The organism is Kribbella jejuensis, assembly GCF_006715085.1.
Taxonomy (GTDB): Bacteria; Actinomycetota; Actinomycetes; order Propionibacteriales; family Kribbellaceae; genus Kribbella; species Kribbella jejuensis.
Genome location: NZ_VFMM01000001.1, coordinates 3,651,605 through 3,668,806 on the forward strand (window position 1 = coordinate 3,651,605; position 17,202 = coordinate 3,668,806).

12 protein-coding genes are annotated in these 17,202 nt (G+C 68.6%); 8 read left to right on the plus strand and 4 right to left on the minus strand.

Annotated elements, in window-relative coordinates:
* Positions 1-65: 65 nt before the first annotated feature.
* Positions 66-1,088 (plus strand): PseG/SpsG family protein, encoded by a 1,023-nt coding sequence (locus tag FB475_RS18140; RefSeq protein ID WP_238332204.1) that lies wholly within the window; start codon positions 66-68, stop codon positions 1,086-1,088.
* A gap of 8 nt (positions 1,089-1,096) precedes the next feature.
* On the opposite strand, the gene FB475_RS18145 is transcribed toward FB475_RS18140, so the two are convergent.
* Entirely contained in the window at positions 1,097-3,325 is a 2,229-nt protein-coding gene (locus FB475_RS18145) for a hypothetical protein (RefSeq protein ID WP_141857413.1), read from the minus strand.
* A 70-nt stretch (positions 3,326-3,395) separates the two neighbouring features.
* Here FB475_RS18145 and FB475_RS18150 point away from each other — a divergent pair, with 70 nt between their 5' ends.
* The 5 genes from FB475_RS18150 to FB475_RS18170 are packed head-to-tail and all read left to right on the plus strand — an operon-like array spanning position 3,396 to position 11,165.
* Positions 3,396-4,148: a GNAT family N-acetyltransferase gene (locus FB475_RS18150; RefSeq protein ID WP_141857414.1), complete on the plus strand. Its 753-nt coding sequence runs from the start codon at positions 3,396-3,398 to the stop codon at positions 4,146-4,148.
* Between the two features lie 34 nt (positions 4,149-4,182).
* A complete protein-coding gene (locus FB475_RS18155; RefSeq protein WP_141857415.1) occupies positions 4,183-6,459 on the plus strand; it encodes a glycosyltransferase family 2 protein in 2,277 nt (758 codons plus the stop codon).
* Positions 6,459-7,298 carry a DNA replication complex GINS family protein gene (locus FB475_RS18160; RefSeq protein WP_141857416.1) on the plus strand — a complete coding sequence of 280 codons (840 nt, stop codon included), beginning with the start codon at positions 6,459-6,461 and terminating at the stop codon, positions 7,296-7,298. The genes FB475_RS18155 and FB475_RS18160 overlap by 1 nt, the downstream gene beginning before the upstream one ends.
* Positions 7,291-8,994 (plus strand): hypothetical protein, encoded by a 1,704-nt coding sequence (locus tag FB475_RS18165; protein WP_141857417.1) that lies wholly within the window; start codon positions 7,291-7,293, stop codon positions 8,992-8,994. Before FB475_RS18160 ends, FB475_RS18165 begins: the two co-directional genes overlap by 8 nt.
* Positions 8,991-11,165 carry a glycosyltransferase family 2 protein gene (locus FB475_RS18170; RefSeq protein ID WP_141857418.1) on the plus strand — a complete coding sequence of 725 codons (2,175 nt, stop codon included), beginning with the start codon at positions 8,991-8,993 and terminating at the stop codon, positions 11,163-11,165. Before FB475_RS18165 ends, FB475_RS18170 begins: the two co-directional genes overlap by 4 nt.
* On the opposite strand, the gene FB475_RS18175 is transcribed toward FB475_RS18170, so the two are convergent.
* The 3 genes from FB475_RS18175 to FB475_RS18185 all read right to left on the minus strand — a co-directional run bounded on the left by FB475_RS18175 (position 11,162) and on the right by FB475_RS18185 (position 14,204).
* The gene (locus FB475_RS18175; protein ID WP_238332205.1) at positions 11,162-12,232 is read right to left on the minus strand and encodes a class I SAM-dependent methyltransferase; all 1,071 of its coding nucleotides are present in this window, start codon (positions 12,230-12,232) and stop codon (positions 11,162-11,164) included. The two genes, FB475_RS18170 and FB475_RS18175, sit on opposite strands and share 4 nt — an antisense overlap.
* A 413-nt stretch (positions 12,233-12,645) precedes the next feature.
* On the minus strand, positions 12,646-13,698 hold the full coding sequence (gene pseI, locus FB475_RS18180) for a pseudaminic acid synthase (RefSeq protein WP_141857420.1): 1,053 nt from the start codon (positions 13,696-13,698) through the stop codon (positions 12,646-12,648).
* Positions 13,695-14,204 carry a GNAT family N-acetyltransferase gene (locus FB475_RS18185; RefSeq protein WP_141857421.1) on the minus strand — a complete coding sequence of 170 codons (510 nt, stop codon included), beginning with the start codon at positions 14,202-14,204 and terminating at the stop codon, positions 13,695-13,697. Before FB475_RS18185 ends, pseI begins: the two co-directional genes overlap by 4 nt.
* 101 nt (positions 14,205-14,305) lie before the next feature.
* Here FB475_RS18185 and FB475_RS18190 point away from each other — a divergent pair, with 101 nt between their 5' ends.
* The gene (locus FB475_RS18190) at positions 14,306-15,853 is read left to right on the plus strand and encodes a glycoside hydrolase family 10-like protein (RefSeq protein ID WP_238332206.1); all 1,548 of its coding nucleotides are present in this window, start codon (positions 14,306-14,308) and stop codon (positions 15,851-15,853) included.
* A 74-nt stretch (positions 15,854-15,927) separates the two neighbouring features.
* Positions 15,928-17,202, plus strand: a complete 1,275-nt coding sequence (locus tag FB475_RS18195; RefSeq protein ID WP_141857423.1) for an ATP-binding protein — start codon at positions 15,928-15,930, stop codon at positions 17,200-17,202.

Genomic DNA, 17,202 nt, shown 5'->3' on the forward strand with positions numbered 1-17,202 from the left:
CAGGTGCCGATTCTCACGCGAGAGTGTGCCGGGAAAACGGATATACAGCCGCTACCGTCGTCGGCGTGAAGCGCGTTGGGGTGCGGTGCGAGGTGGGGCCGGCCACGGGGGTCGGACATGTGATGCGGTGTCTGGCGTTGGCGGAGGAGCTGCGGCGGCGCGGGGTCGAGGTGGTCTTCGTGTGCGACGCGGACAGGGTGCCGTGGGCCGCCGGGCAGATTGCGGCGCGCGGGATCGACGTACATCCCGAGGTCGGCGAACCGGATGAGCATGTGGAGGTCTTCGGGCAGCTCGGGCTGGATGCGGTGGTGTTCGACTCGTACGACCTGGACGTGTCGGTGTACCGGGCCGTGCGGGCGAGCGGGCTGCCCACGGTCGCGATCGTCGACGGCGACTTCCGTGGGGCCGAGGCTGATGTGCTGGTCGACCAGAACCTCGGGGCGGAGCTCGACCACCCCGTGTTGCCGCGGGATTCGATCCGGCTGGCCGGTCTGCCGTACGTGATGATGCGCGACGAGATCCTCGACCAGCGCCCGCCGACGCCGCCCGCGGATCGGGAGAACGCGGTGCCGAGGGTGTTCGCGTTCTTCGGTGGTACGGACGCGTTCGGCGCCGGTCCGTACGTCGTCCGGGCGCTGGCGGCGACCGGTCTGCCGTTCGAGGCGACCGTGGTCGCGCCGGGGGACGAGCTGGCGCGGCGGATCGCTGAGGTCGAGCTGCAGCCGCATCAGGAGTTGCACGTGATCGGGCCGACGGATCAGCTGGCCGCGCGGGTGCGTGCGGCGGATCTGACGATCAGTGCGTCCGGTACGTCGACGTGGGAGCTGCTGTGCCTCGGGGCGACGGCCGGTCTGGTGTGTGTGGTCGACAACCAGGTGATGGGCTACGAGCGTGCCGTCGACACCGGCGCGGCCGCCGGGCTGGGTCTGCTGAGCGCGCTGCAGCACGACCCGACCTCGGCCGATCAGACCCTCAAGCGCCTGCTGACCGACCCCGCGGAACGCGGCCGGTTGGCCCGCGCGGGGTGGGAGTTGGTCGACGGCCGAGGCCGGGAACGAGTGGCAGACGCGCTGCTGGGGCTCACCTGAGCTTCAGCTCACCGCAATTCGTAGATGGTGGCGTCGAGCGTCGCGTGCCTCAGCCGGACGTAGTTGCGGAGGGCCGGGGAGACCTCGCCGGCGCGGTTGTCGGCGTACAGCCAGCGCACGCCGGCCTGCTTCAGGCGGTCGATGGTCGCGGGGGAGGGCGCCTTGAACGCGGCGTCGTTCGCGGCCAGTTGCTCGCGGTTCCAGTACGGGATCAGGCTCGGGTTGCCGTCGTTGGCGAGCGCGATCCGGTTCGCCTGGTTCGAGTACGACCAGCCCTCGACCAGCACCGGCCGCTCGGACAGCGCCGCGAGCCAGAAGTGCCGGCTGTCGCAGACGCCGTCGCGCTGGATGATGCAGTGCGCGTTGGTCGCGATCAGCTCACCGGGCTTGCTGTTCCGCCGCAACCACTGCGCGGCACCGGCCTCCGCCGCCGTCGCGCCACCACGGAACGGATGTGCGAACACCAGGTTCGACGCCTTGTCCGACACGAGTGCCTGCAGCGGCACCAGCGCCGCCCCGATCATGCAGGCCGCGACCGCCCCGCCGAGCATCGCCACGAAGAAATTGCCCGGCCGCCGCGCCACCTTCCACCCGGCGGCCACGAGCACCGCGACGATCACCACGACAGCGAGCGTCCACAACCACGCTCCCTTGATCCCGGGCAGCTCCGCCGACTCCGATCGCGCGACCGCGAACCCGGCCAGCCCGAGCACCCCTGCGGATCCGACGAGTACGGCGGCCCGCCGATCCTCGAGTCGCCCGACGAGCTGCGCCAGCCCGGCGGACGCGAGTACGGCGACGACCGGGAACGCCGTCCGCAGGAAGTACAACTGGCTGACCCCCGACTGCGACGTCAGCAAGGTCCCGAGCAACCCCGCGACCGCGACTCCCGCGAGGAACACCGCGCCGGTGTCGCGCCACTTGCGCCCGAGGAAGAACAGTCCGGACGCCGCCAGCGCCCAACTCAGCAATGTCGTTGCCCCAGACAACAACTGCGCGTGCGGGTTCGAGACCAGCAGCGGGTACGGCGCCAGTTGGACGAACGTCTGGAACGGTTTGATCTCCGTACCCCACGTGCTGCCGCCGAAGATCGTGATCAACGCCGCCACGAACACCACCAACGTGACCAGCCCGCCGAGGAACGCCGGCCGCGTCGGACGCTTCGCCAGCCCCAACTGCAGGAACGCGAACGCGAACCCGGCACCGACCACCGGGAGAATCGTCGACTTCGCCCCCGAGGCAACCAGTGCGAGCAGGACCAACAAGACCCACCGGCTGCGCGGTCTCCCGTCCGACCGCAACAGGTCCACCGCGACGATGCAGAGCGCCAGCGCGATCAGGACGCCGAGGTTCTGCGTCGGACTCAGGTACGCCGCCACCGCTGTCGAGATCCCGCCCAGCCCGGCGCCCGCGAACGGTTGTACCGCCCCGCCGAGCCCGGCGACGAACACCGCCAGCGGGCCGGCCCACGTCGCCCCGGACTCCGCCGTCGGAGTGAGCCGCGTGGAGAGCGCGAACACCAGTCCGCACCCGGCCAGGAACAGCGGCAACCAGCTCAGCGAATGGATCAGATCGGTCAGGTCGATCCGCGTCCCCCACTGCGTCGCGGCCGTCGCCTGGTGGAAGAACGTGTGGTACTTCATCGGCTCGCCACCGAGCCACAAGGTCCTGATCGGTACGTCGTACTTCGCGCTCGCCGCCAGTGCCTGCTGGAACGCGAGGTCCGGGTACGCCCGGAGCGGATCGGTGTACGCCGGGAGGAACTGTCCCGGACCGCGCCGGTACACGATCAGCAGGACGACCGCGGTCGACGCGGCGAGCAACCACGCCTGCAGTGGACGCAACGGCCGCTCGACCCGCCGCCAGACCCGCGCGCGGGCGTCGCTGTCGACGAACGCGATCACCAGGACGACCGGCGCCCACACCCACGACCACGCCTGCAGGCCGATCGACGCGCTGGCGAGGTACACCAGCACCTGTCCCGCCGTACCGATCGAGAATCCGGCCGACAGGTCCTCGACGAGGTTGCGTCCGTACCCGCCGATCAGCCGCCAGAGCGCGAACCCCGGGAGCGTCACCACGATCACCGTGAACAGCACGAACCGGACAAGCTCGAACACCGTCGAGTGCAACGCGAGCAGCACGATCGCCAGCAGCGCGACGGTCAACCCGGCGACCAGACCGGACAGGGAAGGCCCCGCGGTCCGCGGCCCCCGCCGCCTCGCTCTCGCGCGCATGTCGTAACACTAATGTGAAATCCATTGCGCCACGAACGCACCGGATCACTCCATGTAAGCTCAGCGGCCTATGAGTTGGTACGACGCGCTCGAAGCCGGTGAACTGACCGTGCGGCCGTCCGTGGACGCGGCGAAGCGGTTCGGGGTCTCGATCGACCGGATGTCGGTCTCCGCGTCCGCCGGTACGCCGCTGGCGGAGGTACTGTCCGCCGTCGAGAAGTCGACCGCCGACGTGATCGTGCTGCGGTACCCGGCCCGCGAGACGACCTGGTTCGCCGCGCTCGCGAACGGTCCGCGGCAGGCGTTGCTCGCCGACACGGTCACCTGCTGGGCGCTGCCCGTCGGGAAGGGCCGGCGGCCGGCGCCGCTGGCCGGTTTCACCGCCCAGGTCGAGGACGACATCGACGACGAACTCGTGGACGACCTGGTCGCGGACGTGTTCGGCGACTCCGGCAACCACTACTGCTCCGACCCGGTCTTCGACCGCGCGCTCGCGCTGGCCGGCCGGCAGGAGTGGGCCCGGCGGCGGATCGCCGCGGCCGGTGCCGTCGTACTGCGTGGTCCGGACCGGCGGGTGCTTGCGCTGGCGGCGCTGGACCAGGAGACGTCGTGGACCGAGATCCAGCTCGCCGGCGTGGTCCCGGCCGAGCAGGGCCGCGGGCGGTACGGCCACCTGCTGGCCGCGGTCGAGGACGCGTGCACGACGCGCCGCCTGGTGGTCACCACCCAGGCGCACCAGACCGGTATCCAGCGGATCTGGGCCCGGTACGGATTCGAACCTGTGCATAACCTCCTGACGGTTCACCTCGTTGCCGCTACGTAGGCAGTTCGCTACGTAGTGAGGAGGGCACACCGGAGTGACGCCGCGGTTGAGCGTGGTGGTGCCCTTCTACGGCGTCGGCGAGTATCTCGGAGACTGCCTGGAGTCGATCGCCCGGCAGGCCTGGACCGATTTCGAGGCGATCCTCGTCGACGACGGATCCCCGGACAACAGTGCTGTCGTCGCGAAGGAGTTCTGTGCGCGGGACCCGCGGTTCCGGCTGATCCAGCAGGACAACGCCGGCCCGGGTCCGGCCCGGGACGCCGGGATCCGCGAGGCGACCGGTGAGTACCTCGCGTTCGTGGACGGCGACGACCTGGTGTCGACGTACGGGTTCGCCGCCCTGATCCGGACCCTGGACCGGACCGGCTCGGACTTCGCCGGCGGCAACGCGCGCCGGTTCAACAACAGCTTCGGCGTCCGGCCGTCGTGGTTGCACAAGCAGCCGTTCGCCCGGGTCCGGCACGCCACGCACGTCACCGAGTTCCCCGATCTGGTCCTGGACCGGATGCTCTGGAACAAGGTGTACCGCCGCTCGTTCTGGACCGAGTACGGCTACACCTTTCCCCCGATCCGGTACGAGGACTACCCGGTCGCGCTCAAGGCGCACCTGGACGCGATCACCGTCGACACGATCACCCAGGCCGTCTACTACTGGCGCGAGCGCGAGTCCGGCGAGTCGATCACCCAGCAGAAGTTCCAGCTCGGCAACATCCGCGACCGGGTCACCTCGGCCGGGATGGTCATCGACCTGGTCGAGGACGCCGTGCCGGTGGTGCGCCGGCGGGTGCACGCGCACCTGGCACAGATCGACGTACTGACCCTGATGTCCGCGTTCGGATCGGTCCCGGCCGACGACGAGCAGGCGCTGGTGGACCTGTCCCGCGAGCTGGTCGACCGGCTCGACGAGGACGTGCTCGCGAAGACCCACCGGTACGACCGGATCCAGCACGCCGCGCTCCGGTCCGGCGACGTCGACCTGCTCCGCCGGCTCGCGGTGTTCCGCAACTCCGGTGGCCTGCGCGGCGGGGCGCGCGCCGTCGCGCACGGGCGCCGGCTCGAGTACAACTACCCCGGCCTCGGCGAATCCGCCGTACCGCGCCGGCTGTACGGCGTCCGCGACCAGGACCTGTCGCTCGCGACGAGCGTCCGCGAGGTCGGCTGGATCGACGGCAAGCTCTCGATCAAGGGCACGGCGGAGATCCGGCACGTGGAGACCGACCGGACGTCGACCCTCGAGATCGCGCTCCTCGTCGGCGAGACGTCGCACCCACTGCCGGTACGCCGCTACGCCGCGCTCGACCTGCACGGGACGCAGTCGCTCGTCGGGTTCGAGGTGCAACTCGACCCGGAGCTGCTCGCGGAATGCACGGGTGCTCCAGCGCACTTCGAGGTGCGGATGCGCTCCGGCCGGCGCCGACGGACAGGCATGCTCGGCGGTCAGGGCCCGGGGAGCCCGGGCTGGCCGCCCGGCGCGTGGATCGACGCGACGAACTGGATTCAACCGGGTCCGGGGAAGAGCGGTTGGTTCTCGCTGCGGCGGCTGACGGATCCGTGCCGGTTGACGTCGGTCGAGCAGACCGACCGCGAGCTGATCCTGCACGGTACGGCGTCGTTCGACGAACCGTCGCTGCGCCTGAGCCGGCCGGTCGTGGGCGGCGAGGAAGAGATTCCGCTGGAGCTCGACGGACGCGATTTCACCGCGCGGCTGCCGATCCGCGACCTCCTCGACGCGGCGAACCACGACGATCCGTTCGGTCAGCGGACCACCCGGGTGTTCCGGGTGCACGGCGGCGACGACCTGCAGCGGGTGCTGTTGTGGACCGCGGGCGACGCTGCGGTGTCCCGGGTCGTGGACGATCGGGTGGTCACGCTGACCCGGTCGACCGGCGGGTACGTGAACCTGCACGAGTCGCCGATCCGGACGACCGCTGTCGCGGCAGTTGTCGAGGGCAACGAGTTGGTGGTGCGTGGGTCCGCGGGCGGCGACGTCACCTTCAGCTGGCGGCGGTACCTGGCCGACTCCGACGACCACCTCGACGTCGCGTGCCGGCGTACGTCGTCCGGTGACGGCGGGTGGTCCGTGGCCGTCGACGTGGACGCGCTCGTCCCGGTGACCGCCGTACAGGTTTCCGTGGATCCGTTGGCTGCGTTGGCCGACTGGATCTTGTTCGCCACCAGAGCCGACGGTACGGCGCACGCCGTACAGTGCGAGCCGTTCCTGTGCAGCCGGTTGCCCTTGGCAATCGAGTCCGGGACGCATGCGCTCGCCGTCCGACCCCATGCCGGCACTCTGCACGTCGAGGTGCGCTGATGCATCACCACAACCACTACTACGGTCAGACGCACATCCTGTCCCGGTACGCCGGGTTCGACTTCGACCATCCGCCGCGGCTGCGTGGGTACCTGCAGCACGGGTGGAACATCGGCTGCGGGTGGAACCCGGTGCACGAGTTCTACGACGGCGCGTGGCGGTTCACCTGGAGCGACGCGCCTCGTCGCCGCGGGCATTCGCTCGGGCGGCGGAACTACCACAGCATCGGTGCCCCGTTCCTGTACCTGCTGGAGCTCGAGCCGGAGCCCACTGTGTTGGACCAAGATGGGCCGGTCGAGCGCGAGGGCACGCTGTGGTTCCTCTTCCACGGGTGGGAAGGCGGGAAGATCCACGGTGACCACCAGCGGCTGATCGACGAGATCCGGGAGACCGAGCCCGGCCCGGTGACGTTCAGCCTCTACTACACCGAGTACGACCGGCCCGAGGTGCGCGGCTTCTACGAGGACGCCGGGTTCCGGGTGGTGTCGTTCGGGCGGCGCGGGTTCTCCTACGAGGGCACCGACCGGAGGTTCCTGTTCAAGCAGCTCGCCGAGCTGCGCAAGCACAAGCGGGTCGCGGCCAACCGGTTGTCGACGGCAATCTTCTACGGTGTCGCGGCCGGCTGCGAGCCCGCGGTGTACGGCGACCCGATGGAGATGGACGGCGAGAACCCGCTGTTCGGTGGGCAGAGCCGGATCGAACGGCTGTGGCCGGAGATGCTCGGCAAGACCGTCGACCTCGAGGCCGCCCGCGCCACCACCGACCTCGAACTAGGTCGCCCCTGGATGATGCCCCCCGCAGAACTGCGGTCCCTGTTCGATTGGAGAGAGCGTGTTTGAGGTTCAGGTGGTCCGCGGCGAGATGCAGCCGTGGACCGATCGTACGACGCCGCGCCCGGCGCTGGCCGCGCTGTTGACCGACGTCGTCCCCGCCAACCGGCGGACGCTGATCCTCGGGCCGCATGCGCCGCAGTTGATCGAGTCCGTGCTCGCGCACTCGTCCGACGTGACGATCCTCGTCCGGTCGGTCTCCGACGCGCAGCAGCTCGGCGAGGACTTCGGCCCCTGCCTACAGGTGATCGCGGGCGCACTGGACGGTTTGCAGACGCCGCCGTACGACGTGATCATCGCGTCGGACGGGTTGGATCGGCTGCTGGGGTACGACAGTGCTGATCTGTCGTGGACCGCTCGGCTGGACGCCGTCGCCGCGCTCGCGACACCTGACGCGGTTGTCGTGCTCGGGCTGGAGAACGAGTTCTCGCTGCTGAACCTGCTGGACAGCCGGCCGCCCCACGAACGCCACGGCGACGACGAATGGCGGCCGCTGCACGACGATCCGACGCGCCCGGTGTCCGTGGATCAGTTCCGTACGGCGCTCCCGTGGCAGGCGGAGGTGTACGCCGACTTCGCGTCGCGCACTTATGTCCGCGCTGACGTGGCGTCCGCCGCTCGCCCCGGCGAACTCCCGACCCGCCTGGCAACAGCCGCCGTCGACCAAACCGACGTACCACTCCTGTCACCCGCCCACGAAGGCCTCGACACCGCCGCCCGAGCCGGCCTCCTCGCGTCCGTCCCCACCGGCTGGCTAGCCATCATCGGCGCCCAACCCACCCACGACATCTACACAGAATCCGCCCACACCGTCCTCACCGCCACCCAAACCCCCACCGGCTGGCACCTAACCACCACACCCGCCACCACCTCCGACACCTCCGACACCGCCTCCGACACGACCGGCGCTGCCGGCGAGCTGCTTGTGTTCGATCCGGGGGTTGTGCCCAGCACCATCTCTTCGGGTGTATCGGTGGAGAGTGTGTTGTTCCGGCTGGCTGCGGCTGAGGATGTGCCGGGGTTCAGGAAATTGGCGGCTGACCTCGGGGATTGGGTGACTGATTCGCGGGTGGTGCTTCGGTGGGATGACGTCGTTTATGACGGCGAATCCTTCTCCCACGGTGTTTCCGGCTGGGTTGCGCAGGAGACCGTGGCGAAGGAAGATCTGCTGGCGGCGGCGTGGGCGCGGTTCCACGGGCGGTTGATCGGGCAGCACCGTCGGCACCCGTGGCCGCCGTGGATGGTGGGGGACGACCTGGTGTCCGCCTGGCTGGGCATGTCGGGGGTCGAGGCCCCGGAGCCGACCCCCGCGACTTCACCGGACACGTTGCCGGTGGCAAGTGAGCAGGTTGCCAAGGGCAAGCAGATCGCCCAGACGTTAGACGACCTGCTGGGGATCACCAACGAATTGGCCGACCTGCGCACAGTGCTCGCGGAGGCAGAGGCAGCCAAGCACGAGCTGTTCGAAATGAAGGGCCATGTGTACGGGCTCGAGCGCACGCTCGGCTTCCGGAACAAGGCGATGAAGACGCGCGAGAACCGGATCCGTGAGCTCCGCGGCCAGCTCCAGAAGATGACGGCCGCCCACGACCGGATCCGCGACTCGCGCACGTACGCCGTCTCCCGCGTCATCTTCCACGCCGCCCAGGTCCGCAAGCCGAAGGTGGTCGCCCGCAAACTCGTCCGCAAGTTCCGCAAGAGATGACGGCGCCACGCCTGAGCGTGGTAGTGCCGTTCTACAACGTGGGGGCTTACATCGGGGACTGTCTCGACTCGATCGCGCGGCAGACGTTCGCGGATTTCGAGGCGATCCTGGTCGACGACGGTTCACCGGACGACAGCGCGGTGATCGCGAAGGAGTTCTGCGACCGCGATCCGCGGTTCCGGATCGTCCAGCAGCCGAACGCGGGTCTCGGCCCGGCGCGCAACACCGGCGTCGAGCACGCGTCGGGCGAGTACGTCACGTTCGTCGACAGCGACGACCTGGTCACGCGGCACGGGTTCGGGTTGCTGATCAAGGCGCTCGACCAGACCGGCTCGGACTTCGCCGGCGGGAACGCGCGACGGTTCAACAACAGTTACGGCGTACGCCCGTCCTGGCTGCACGGACAGGTGTTCACGGCGGATCGGCTGGCCACGCACATCTCCGAGACACCGCAGCTCGTGCTGGACCGGATGGTGTGGAACAAGGTGTACCGCCGGTCGTTCTGGGACGAGTACGGCTACCAGTTCCCTGCGATCCGGTACGAGGACTACCCGGTCACGCTGAAGGCGCACCTCGACGCGGTCACCGTCGACACGATCGCGGCGCCGGTGTACTTCTGGCGCGAACGCGAGTCCGGCGACTCGATCACCCAGCAGAAGTTCCAGCTCGCGAACCTCCGCGACCGGGTCGTCTCGGCCGGTCTCGTCCTGGACCAGGTCGAGGACGCACTGCCGGAGATCCGCAGCCGGGTGCACGCGCACTTCCGGCAGATCGACCTGCACGCGATCCTCTCGGCGTTCGGCACCGTGCCGCCGGAGGAGGAGCGGCACCTGGTCGAGCTCACGACCGAACTCCTCGATCGCCTCGACGACGACGTACTGGCGAACTCGCCGCGCGTCGCCCAACTCCAGTTCGACGCGTTGCGCGCGGGTGATCTCGAGCTCCTGCACAAGGTCGCGCTCGACCCGGCCTCGGCCGAAGACCACCTGCAGCTGACGAAAGCCGACTTCACCTTGGCGACCAGCGTGCGCGAGGTGTCCTGGATCGACGGCGAACTGTCGGTGCGCGGTACGGCGGAACTTCGGCACCTGCAGTCCAAACCGTCGGAGCTTCGGATCGGGCTGATGGTCGCGGGCTGGAACCATCGGCTTCCGCTGCGGCGCTACCCGGCGACTGACCTGCGCGGCGAGCAGAGCCTGGTCGGGTTCGAGGTCCGGGTCAGCCGCGAACTGCTCGCGAAGTGCCCGGCCGGTCCGGCGCATTTCGACGTACGGCTCCGGGTCGGCGGGGTCCGCCGGCGTGACCGGCTGCGGGGGCCGAGAGCCGGCAGTCCGGGATGGCCGCCCGGCGCGTGGATCGACGACACGAACTGGATCCAGCCCGGTCCGGGTCAGGACGGCGCGTTCGCCGTCCGGCGGTTGCCGGATCCGTGCCGGTTGACCGCGGTCGAGCAGACGCCGGACGCGCTGGTGCTGCACGGGCGGGCGGCGTTCGACGAGCCGTCGTTGTTCGTCAGCCGGCCATTGTCGGGCGGCGAGGAGGAACTGCCGCTCGAGGTACACGGCCGCGACTTCACCGCGCGGTTGCCGATCGGGCCGATCCTCGCGGAGATCAACCCGGACGACCCGTTCAGCCAGCGGACCACGCGCGCGTTCCGGATGCGCGGGCCGGAAGGTCGTGAGCAGGTGCTGTTGTGGACGGCCGGTGATCGGCTCGTTTCGCACGCCGAGCGCGGGCGGGTGGTGATGCTGACCCGGTCGACCGGTGGGTACGTGAACCTGCACGAGTCACCGATCCGGATCACCGCCACCGCAGTGGTTGCCGCAGGCAACATGCTCGTCGTGCGCGGCCCGGACTGGGGCGAGGTCGACTTCAGCTGGCGGCGGTACCTCCCGGACTCCGACGACCACGTGGACGTCGAGTGCCGCCGTACCGTCTCCGACGACGGCTGGGCCGCGGTCGTGGACATGACTGCCTTGGAGCCGGCCGAGTGGGTCCTCTTCGCGACAGCACCGGACGGTACGAACCATGCGGTCCAGTGCGAGCCGTTCCTGTCCAGCCGTCTACCGTTGACGATCACCCGCGGCCGACACACGCTCGCCGTACGCCCGCTGGCCGGGACGCTCCACCTGGAAGTGACTGAGGGCGTTGCTGCCGGTCCCATGCCCTAGCGGCGAGCGATCATCAGTTGGTGGGTGACCGGCCAGTCGACCGGTACGCCGTCCGGGGTGGTGATCGAGGCGACTGGAGCGATCCGGTGGTCGACGACCCAGTCGTTGCGCCAGGCCTTTGAGCACGGGTCGATGGTGAAGCCGGCCCGTTCGGCAACCGCGGTCCACCCGGCGAAGTTCAGGCCGCAGAACTGTTCATGGGTCTCGCTCAGCCAGTTGTCGACGTAGTCCTTGCGGGTCAGGAAGTCCATCGCGTCGGCCAGCCGGAGCACGATCTCGTCGCCGCGGACGGCGTACTCGAACCGAACTCTGGCGTTCCGCCGGAAGTCGTGTGCGAACTGGAAGAACCGCGCCCGCGTCGAGAGTTTCCCGACGTACGACGCGACGTCGCCGAGCGTCTCGAGCTCCGCCACGTCGTCCGGGTTCACACCGTCGCTGTCGTCGAGTCGCAGTACGACGGAACGGTCGGGCTCGTCCGGGCCGCACACGTCGGAGTTGATCCAGACGCCGTGCGGTGCTGTGTGCGCGAACAGTGCGTCGGCGAACCGCTGTACCGTCGCGGGCCGCGAGCCGTCGGCGTACGACCAGATCTCGTGCGTCAGCGCGAGCGTCAGAGTGGTGTCGATCGACCTCGGCGGAAAGACTGCTGAGCCGAGCATGTTGCGCTGGTAGAAATACACGTTCGGGTTGCTGAAGAGACCTTGCTCCTTCTTGTGCACGCATTCCGCGTACAGGTGCCGGGCGACCTCGACGCCGATCAGATCGGACTCGTGGAACCGCGGATCCCGGTCGATCAGTTGCAGCGTCGCGCCGGTCGCGCACCCGATGTCGAGAATCCGGCCGGGTTGCACAAAGTCCTTGATCTGCAGCCATTTCCGGTCGGCCGCGGTCTCGAACGCATCGGCGTACGTCTTGTAGTCACGAGTCGTCGTCAACCCACCGTCGTCGCCGACCACCGGGTCGTTCACGCACCGCGCGACGTGCGCATCCAGCGCGTACCGCTCGAACACGTCAACCGTCGCCGGATGCGCGAGCTTCTTCCACCCCTCGTTGCCCGCAGCAATCATCAACAGAACGTCCCAAGGCCGAGCCGTCCCCTCCGGCTCAACCCCGATCACCCGATATCCGAGCCGCTCATAAAGCTTGCTGACCGAAGGCGTTGAACACGCGACAACGGTATTGGCAGGCGTCAACCGCACCAGATCATCCGTCCCCGCCTCAACAGCCTTGACAGTCACCTCGGCAAAATCGTCCGTCGGCGGAGTATCCACCACCCCCACCACCAACGACCGAATCCCCTCGGCAACACTGAACCGCTCAATCGCCGCCTCCCGCCGATCAAACCCCACCGGATTCCGCTTGGTCGTCCGATGATTGGCCGAGGTCACCGCCCAAACCACACTCCACCCCGAAAACCCCCGCAAAAACTCCCCCTGAAACCGAGTCAGAACATGATGCCTGCCGGGAAACAGCAGGTACATCAGAGGAGGTCCCAGGTGAGGGGGGTGCCGGCGGGCGTGTTGGTGCGGAAGGGGCGGCCGTTTACCTGGGTGAAGAGGTCGGGGGCCAGGCCGCCGGCGGGGCGGATGGAGCGGACGTTTTCGGGGGTGACGGGGTCGCCGGCGCGGACGTCCTGGGTCACGTAGAGGGAGCGGCGGAAGCGGAGGACGTTCTCCTCCGCCTGCTTTGGGCCGATGACGGGCTTACCGAGGGAGAGCTGGGCTACTCGGGTGCTTTCGACGAGTAGCTCCAGTTCCCAGGGTTCCAGTGAGAAGGCTGAGTCGACTCCGCCGTCGGTTCGTTTGAGTGTGACGTGCTTTTCGATGACGGTGGCGCCGAGCGCGACCGCGGCTACGGCGGCGCCGATGCCCATCGTGTGGTCGGAGAGGCCCACCTGTACGTCGAGTGCGTCGCGGAGGACCGGGATGCCGCGGAGGTTGGACTGTTCGGGTGGCGCCGGGTAGCTGGCGGTGCAGGACAGGACGATGATCTGCTCGTTGCCCGTCGAGCGCGCGGCGCGGACCGCGGCGTCGATGTCGGTCAGTGTGGCGGAACCGGTCGAGATGATGATCGGCTTGCCGGTCTCGGCCATGCCGCGGACCAGCGGCAGGTCACCGATCTCGTTCGACGCGACCTTGTACGCCGGAACGTTCAGCTTCTCCAGGAAGTCGATCGCGGTGCTGTCGAACGCGGACGAGAACGCGACCAGCCCGAGCGATGCCGCCAGTTCGAAGATCGGCTCGTGCCACGCCCACGGCGTGTGCGCCTCCTCGTACAGGTCGTAGAGCCGCGCCTCGCTCCACAGTTCGTGTTCCGCCGGCAGCCGGAACGCCGGCAGGTCCAGGTCGAGCGTCATCGTGTCCGCGGTGTACGTCTGCAGCTTCAACGCCTGCGCACCGGACTCCGCCACGGCTCGCACGATGTCCAGCGCGCGCTCCAGGTCGCCGTTGTGATTCCCGGACATCTCCGCGATCACGAACGGTTGATGCTCGGGCCCGACCGGCACATCACCGATCTCGATGGTCGTGTTCATGACTTCCCTTGAATTCGACGATCCTGTTTGCGCAGGCTGATCGGGATCACGGTGAGCTCGCGCCCGTCGGCGTACCGAGTCTCCGGCGTGCCTTCGACGAACCGGAAGCGCCGGTTCATCTGCCGGACCACGGTGTTGTGTTCGAGCACCTCACCGGTGAGTACGTCGAGTCCGAGCTCGTCGAACGCGTACGCCGTGGCCTCGCGCATCAGCTCGATCCACGCCGGCAGTGTCTCGCCGCGCTCCGCGAGCCCGTCGGCGTCCAAGAAGAACCCCCACGCGCCCGCCGTACCGTCGAGGTCGAAGAAGTTCACCACTCCGGCGGTCACGCCGTCCCGCGTGTAGATCAGCACCCGCCGCGACGGGTCGACCGAGGCTTTCGTCCACCACGCCGCGTGTTCGCCGGCGCTGATCTCGTGCGAGGTGATGCTCACGTCCCGATTCGCCTGCTGGTTCCGCAGCTCCCGGATGATCTCGACATCGTCGTCAGTCGCGGTCCGCAGCATGGTCCTAACCTAGCGTCTTCTCATCGGGGTCCGGATGTGTAAACATCTTTCGACTTCAGCTTGAACGACGGTCGGAGAGTGACATGAGAGTCTGGCGAGCTATGGGTGTACTCGGTGCGACGGCAGGGCTGTTGCTGGGTGGATTGACCGGTACGGCGTCGGCCGCGGACCAGCAGACGTGTACGCCGAACGCGTCCACCCCGCTCCGGCAGTTCCGGGCGAGCTGGATCTCATCGGTGGTGAACATCGACTGGCCGTCGAAGACCGGGCTGAGCGCGGCGCAACAGCAGGCCGAGCTGATCGGCTGGCTGAACGACGCGGTCCGGCAGCACCACAATGCGGTGATTCTGCAGGTCCGCCCGACCGCGGACGCGTTCTGGCCGTCGAAGGTGGAGCCCTGGTCGCAGTACCTGACCGGCCACCAGGGCGGCGACCCCGGCTATGACCCGCTGAAGTTCGCGGTCGCCGAGGCGCACAAGCGGAACCTCGAGCTGCATGCCTGGTTCAACCCGTACCGGCTCTCGATGGGTACCGACCTCAATGCACTCGTCCCGACGCACCCGGCCCGGCTGCATCCGGACTGGGTGGTGACGTACGGCGGCAAGCTGTACTACAACCCCGGCATCCCGGCCGCCCGCAAGCTGGTCGAGGACGCGATCATGGACGCGGTCGCGAACTACGACATCGACGGCGTGCACTTCGACGACTACTTCTACCCGTACCCCGTGGCCGGTCAGACGTTCAACGACGCCGCGACGTTCGCGCAGTACAACGACGGCTACACGAACCTGCAGGACTGGCGCCGGCACAACATCGACCTGCTGATCCAGGAGCTCGGCAGCCGGATCAAGGCGATCAAGCCGTGGGTCAAGTTCGGCATCTCGCCGTTCGCGGTCTGGCGGAACAAGGCGACCGACCCCGAGGGCACCGACACCACGGCCGGCGTGCAGACGTACGACGACCTCGCCGCCGACACCCGCAAGTGGGTCCGCGAGGAGTGGATCGACTACATCGTCCCGCAGGTGTACTGGGCGCAGGGCTTCGCGCCGGCCGACTACAACAAGATCGTGCCGTGGTGGGCGGAGCAGGTCCGCGGTACGCACGTCCACCTCTACATCGGCGAGGCGACGTACAAGGTCGGTACGTCGACACAGTCGCCGGACTGGTCGGACCCGCAGGAACTGAGCGACCACCTGGCGTTCGACAGCACGATCCCCGAGGTGAAGGGGAACATCTTCTTCTCCGCGAAGGACGTCCGCGCAGACCGGCTCGGTGCGACCACGCTCCTGAACCACAACTGGTACTCGAAGCCCGCCCTGATCCCCGCGATGCCGGCCCTCGACTCCCGCGCACCGCTCCCCGCGCACGCAGTACGCGCGACCCGCACCACCGACGGCGTCCAGCTGAACTGGTCGCGCACGTCCACCGACACCACGTCGTACGCGATCTACCGCCGCGAACTGAAGGGCAACGACCACTGCCCCGACAACGACGCCCGCAACCTCCTCACCACAATCCGCTCCACCGGCCCCACCCAGTCCTACGTCGACACCACGGCAGTCCCAGGCACGGCCTACCTGTACTCCGTAACCGCCCTGGACCGCCTCTCTAACCAGAGCGTGCCGATCCCAACGGTGTCGATCCGCTGACGGATCTTGCTAACGGTAGTGTTTGTCGCCTGCTAACGGTAGCGTTCAATCGCTGCTAACGGTATGGTAGGCGTGTGGTCGAGTACCTGGAGCGGGTCGTTGACGCCGAATTGGACGAACTGCTCGCGGGCCTGCCGGCGGTGACACTCGACGGGCCCAAGGGTGTCGGCAAAACCGCGACCGCCGCCCGCCGTGCCAGGACCACGTATGCCCTTGACGACCCGGCGCGGCGACTGCTGCTCGAGGCCGAGCCGGATCGTCTGGATCGGGCCGAGCCGCCCGTACTGCTCGACGAGTGGCAGCTGTATCCCCAGGTCTGGGATCAGGTACGGCGCAGCGTCGACCGGGACAACACGCCGGGCCGCTTCCTGCTGACCGGCAGCGCGACCCCGGTCAGTGCGCCGACACACTCCGGCGCCGGGCGCATCGTCCGCCTCCGGATGCGGCCGATGTCCTTGTCGGAGCGTGGGATCGAGTCTCCGACCGTCAGTCTCAAGGGTCTGCTGACCGGGAGTCGGGAGACTCTGCGCGGTACGACGAACGTACTGCTCGCGGACTACACCGAGGAGATCGTTCGGTCAGGCTTCCCGGGCATCCGGCCGCTCACCGACCGGCCCCGGCGTGCCCAGCTCGCCGGGTACGTCGATCGGATCGTCGAGCGGGACTTTCCCGAGCAAGGGCACTTGGTGCGGCGGCCGGCAACGCTGCGCGCCTGGTTGGCCGCGTACGCTGCGGCAACCGCCACAACAGCGTCGTACAACGCGATCCTGGACGCCGCGACCGCGGGCGACACCGACAAGCCGGCGAAGACGACGACCATCGCGTATCGCGATGTGCTCAGCCAGTTGTGGTTGCTGGAGCCCGTAGAAGCCTGGTTGCCGACCCGGAACCGGCTGAGCCGCTTGGCTTCGTCGCCCAAACACCACCTGGCGGATCCGGCCCTGGCCGCGGCCTTGCTCGGCGTCGGCGCGACCGCGCTGCTCGACGATGCGGTCAAGGGACATCCGCGCGTCCGCGACGGTGTCCTGCTCGGACAGCTCTTCGAGTCCCTGGTCACGCTCGACGTACGTGTCTATGCCCAGGCCGCCGAGGCCGCTGTGCGGCACCTCAGGACCAGGAACGGCGATCACGAAGTCGACCTGATCGTCGAACGTGCCGATCACCGAGTGCTGGCGATCGAGGTGAAGCTCGCGCCCTTCGTTACCGACGAGGACGTCAAACACCTGCTCTGGTTGCGGTCGGAGATCGGCGTGGACCTGGTCGACGCGATGGTGATCTGCACCGGAACCGACGCCTACCGCCGCCCGGACGGGATAGCGGTGGTCCCCGCCGCGTTGCTCGGTCCCTGA

Coding starts and splice junctions, on each gene's coding strand:
- FB475_RS18145 (WP_141857413.1), bottom strand. CDS start 3,325: ATGCGCGCGAGAGCGAGGCGGCGGGGGCCGCGGACCGCGGGGCCTTCC.
- FB475_RS18150 (WP_141857414.1), top strand. CDS start 3,396: ATGAGTTGGTACGACGCGCTCGAAGCCGGTGAACTGACCGTGCGGCCG.
- FB475_RS18160 (WP_141857416.1), top strand. CDS start 6,459: ATGCATCACCACAACCACTACTACGGTCAGACGCACATCCTGTCCCGG.
- FB475_RS18170 (WP_141857418.1), top strand. CDS start 8,991: ATGACGGCGCCACGCCTGAGCGTGGTAGTGCCGTTCTACAACGTGGGG.
- FB475_RS18175 (WP_238332205.1), bottom strand. CDS start 12,232: ATGATTGCTGCGGGCAACGAGGGGTGGAAGAAGCTCGCGCATCCGGCG.
- pseI (WP_141857420.1), bottom strand. CDS start 13,698: ATGAACACGACCATCGAGATCGGTGATGTGCCGGTCGGGCCCGAGCAT.
- FB475_RS18185 (WP_141857421.1), bottom strand. CDS start 14,204: ATGCTGCGGACCGCGACTGACGACGATGTCGAGATCATCCGGGAGCTG.
- FB475_RS18190 (WP_238332206.1), top strand. CDS start 14,306: ATGGGTGTACTCGGTGCGACGGCAGGGCTGTTGCTGGGTGGATTGACC.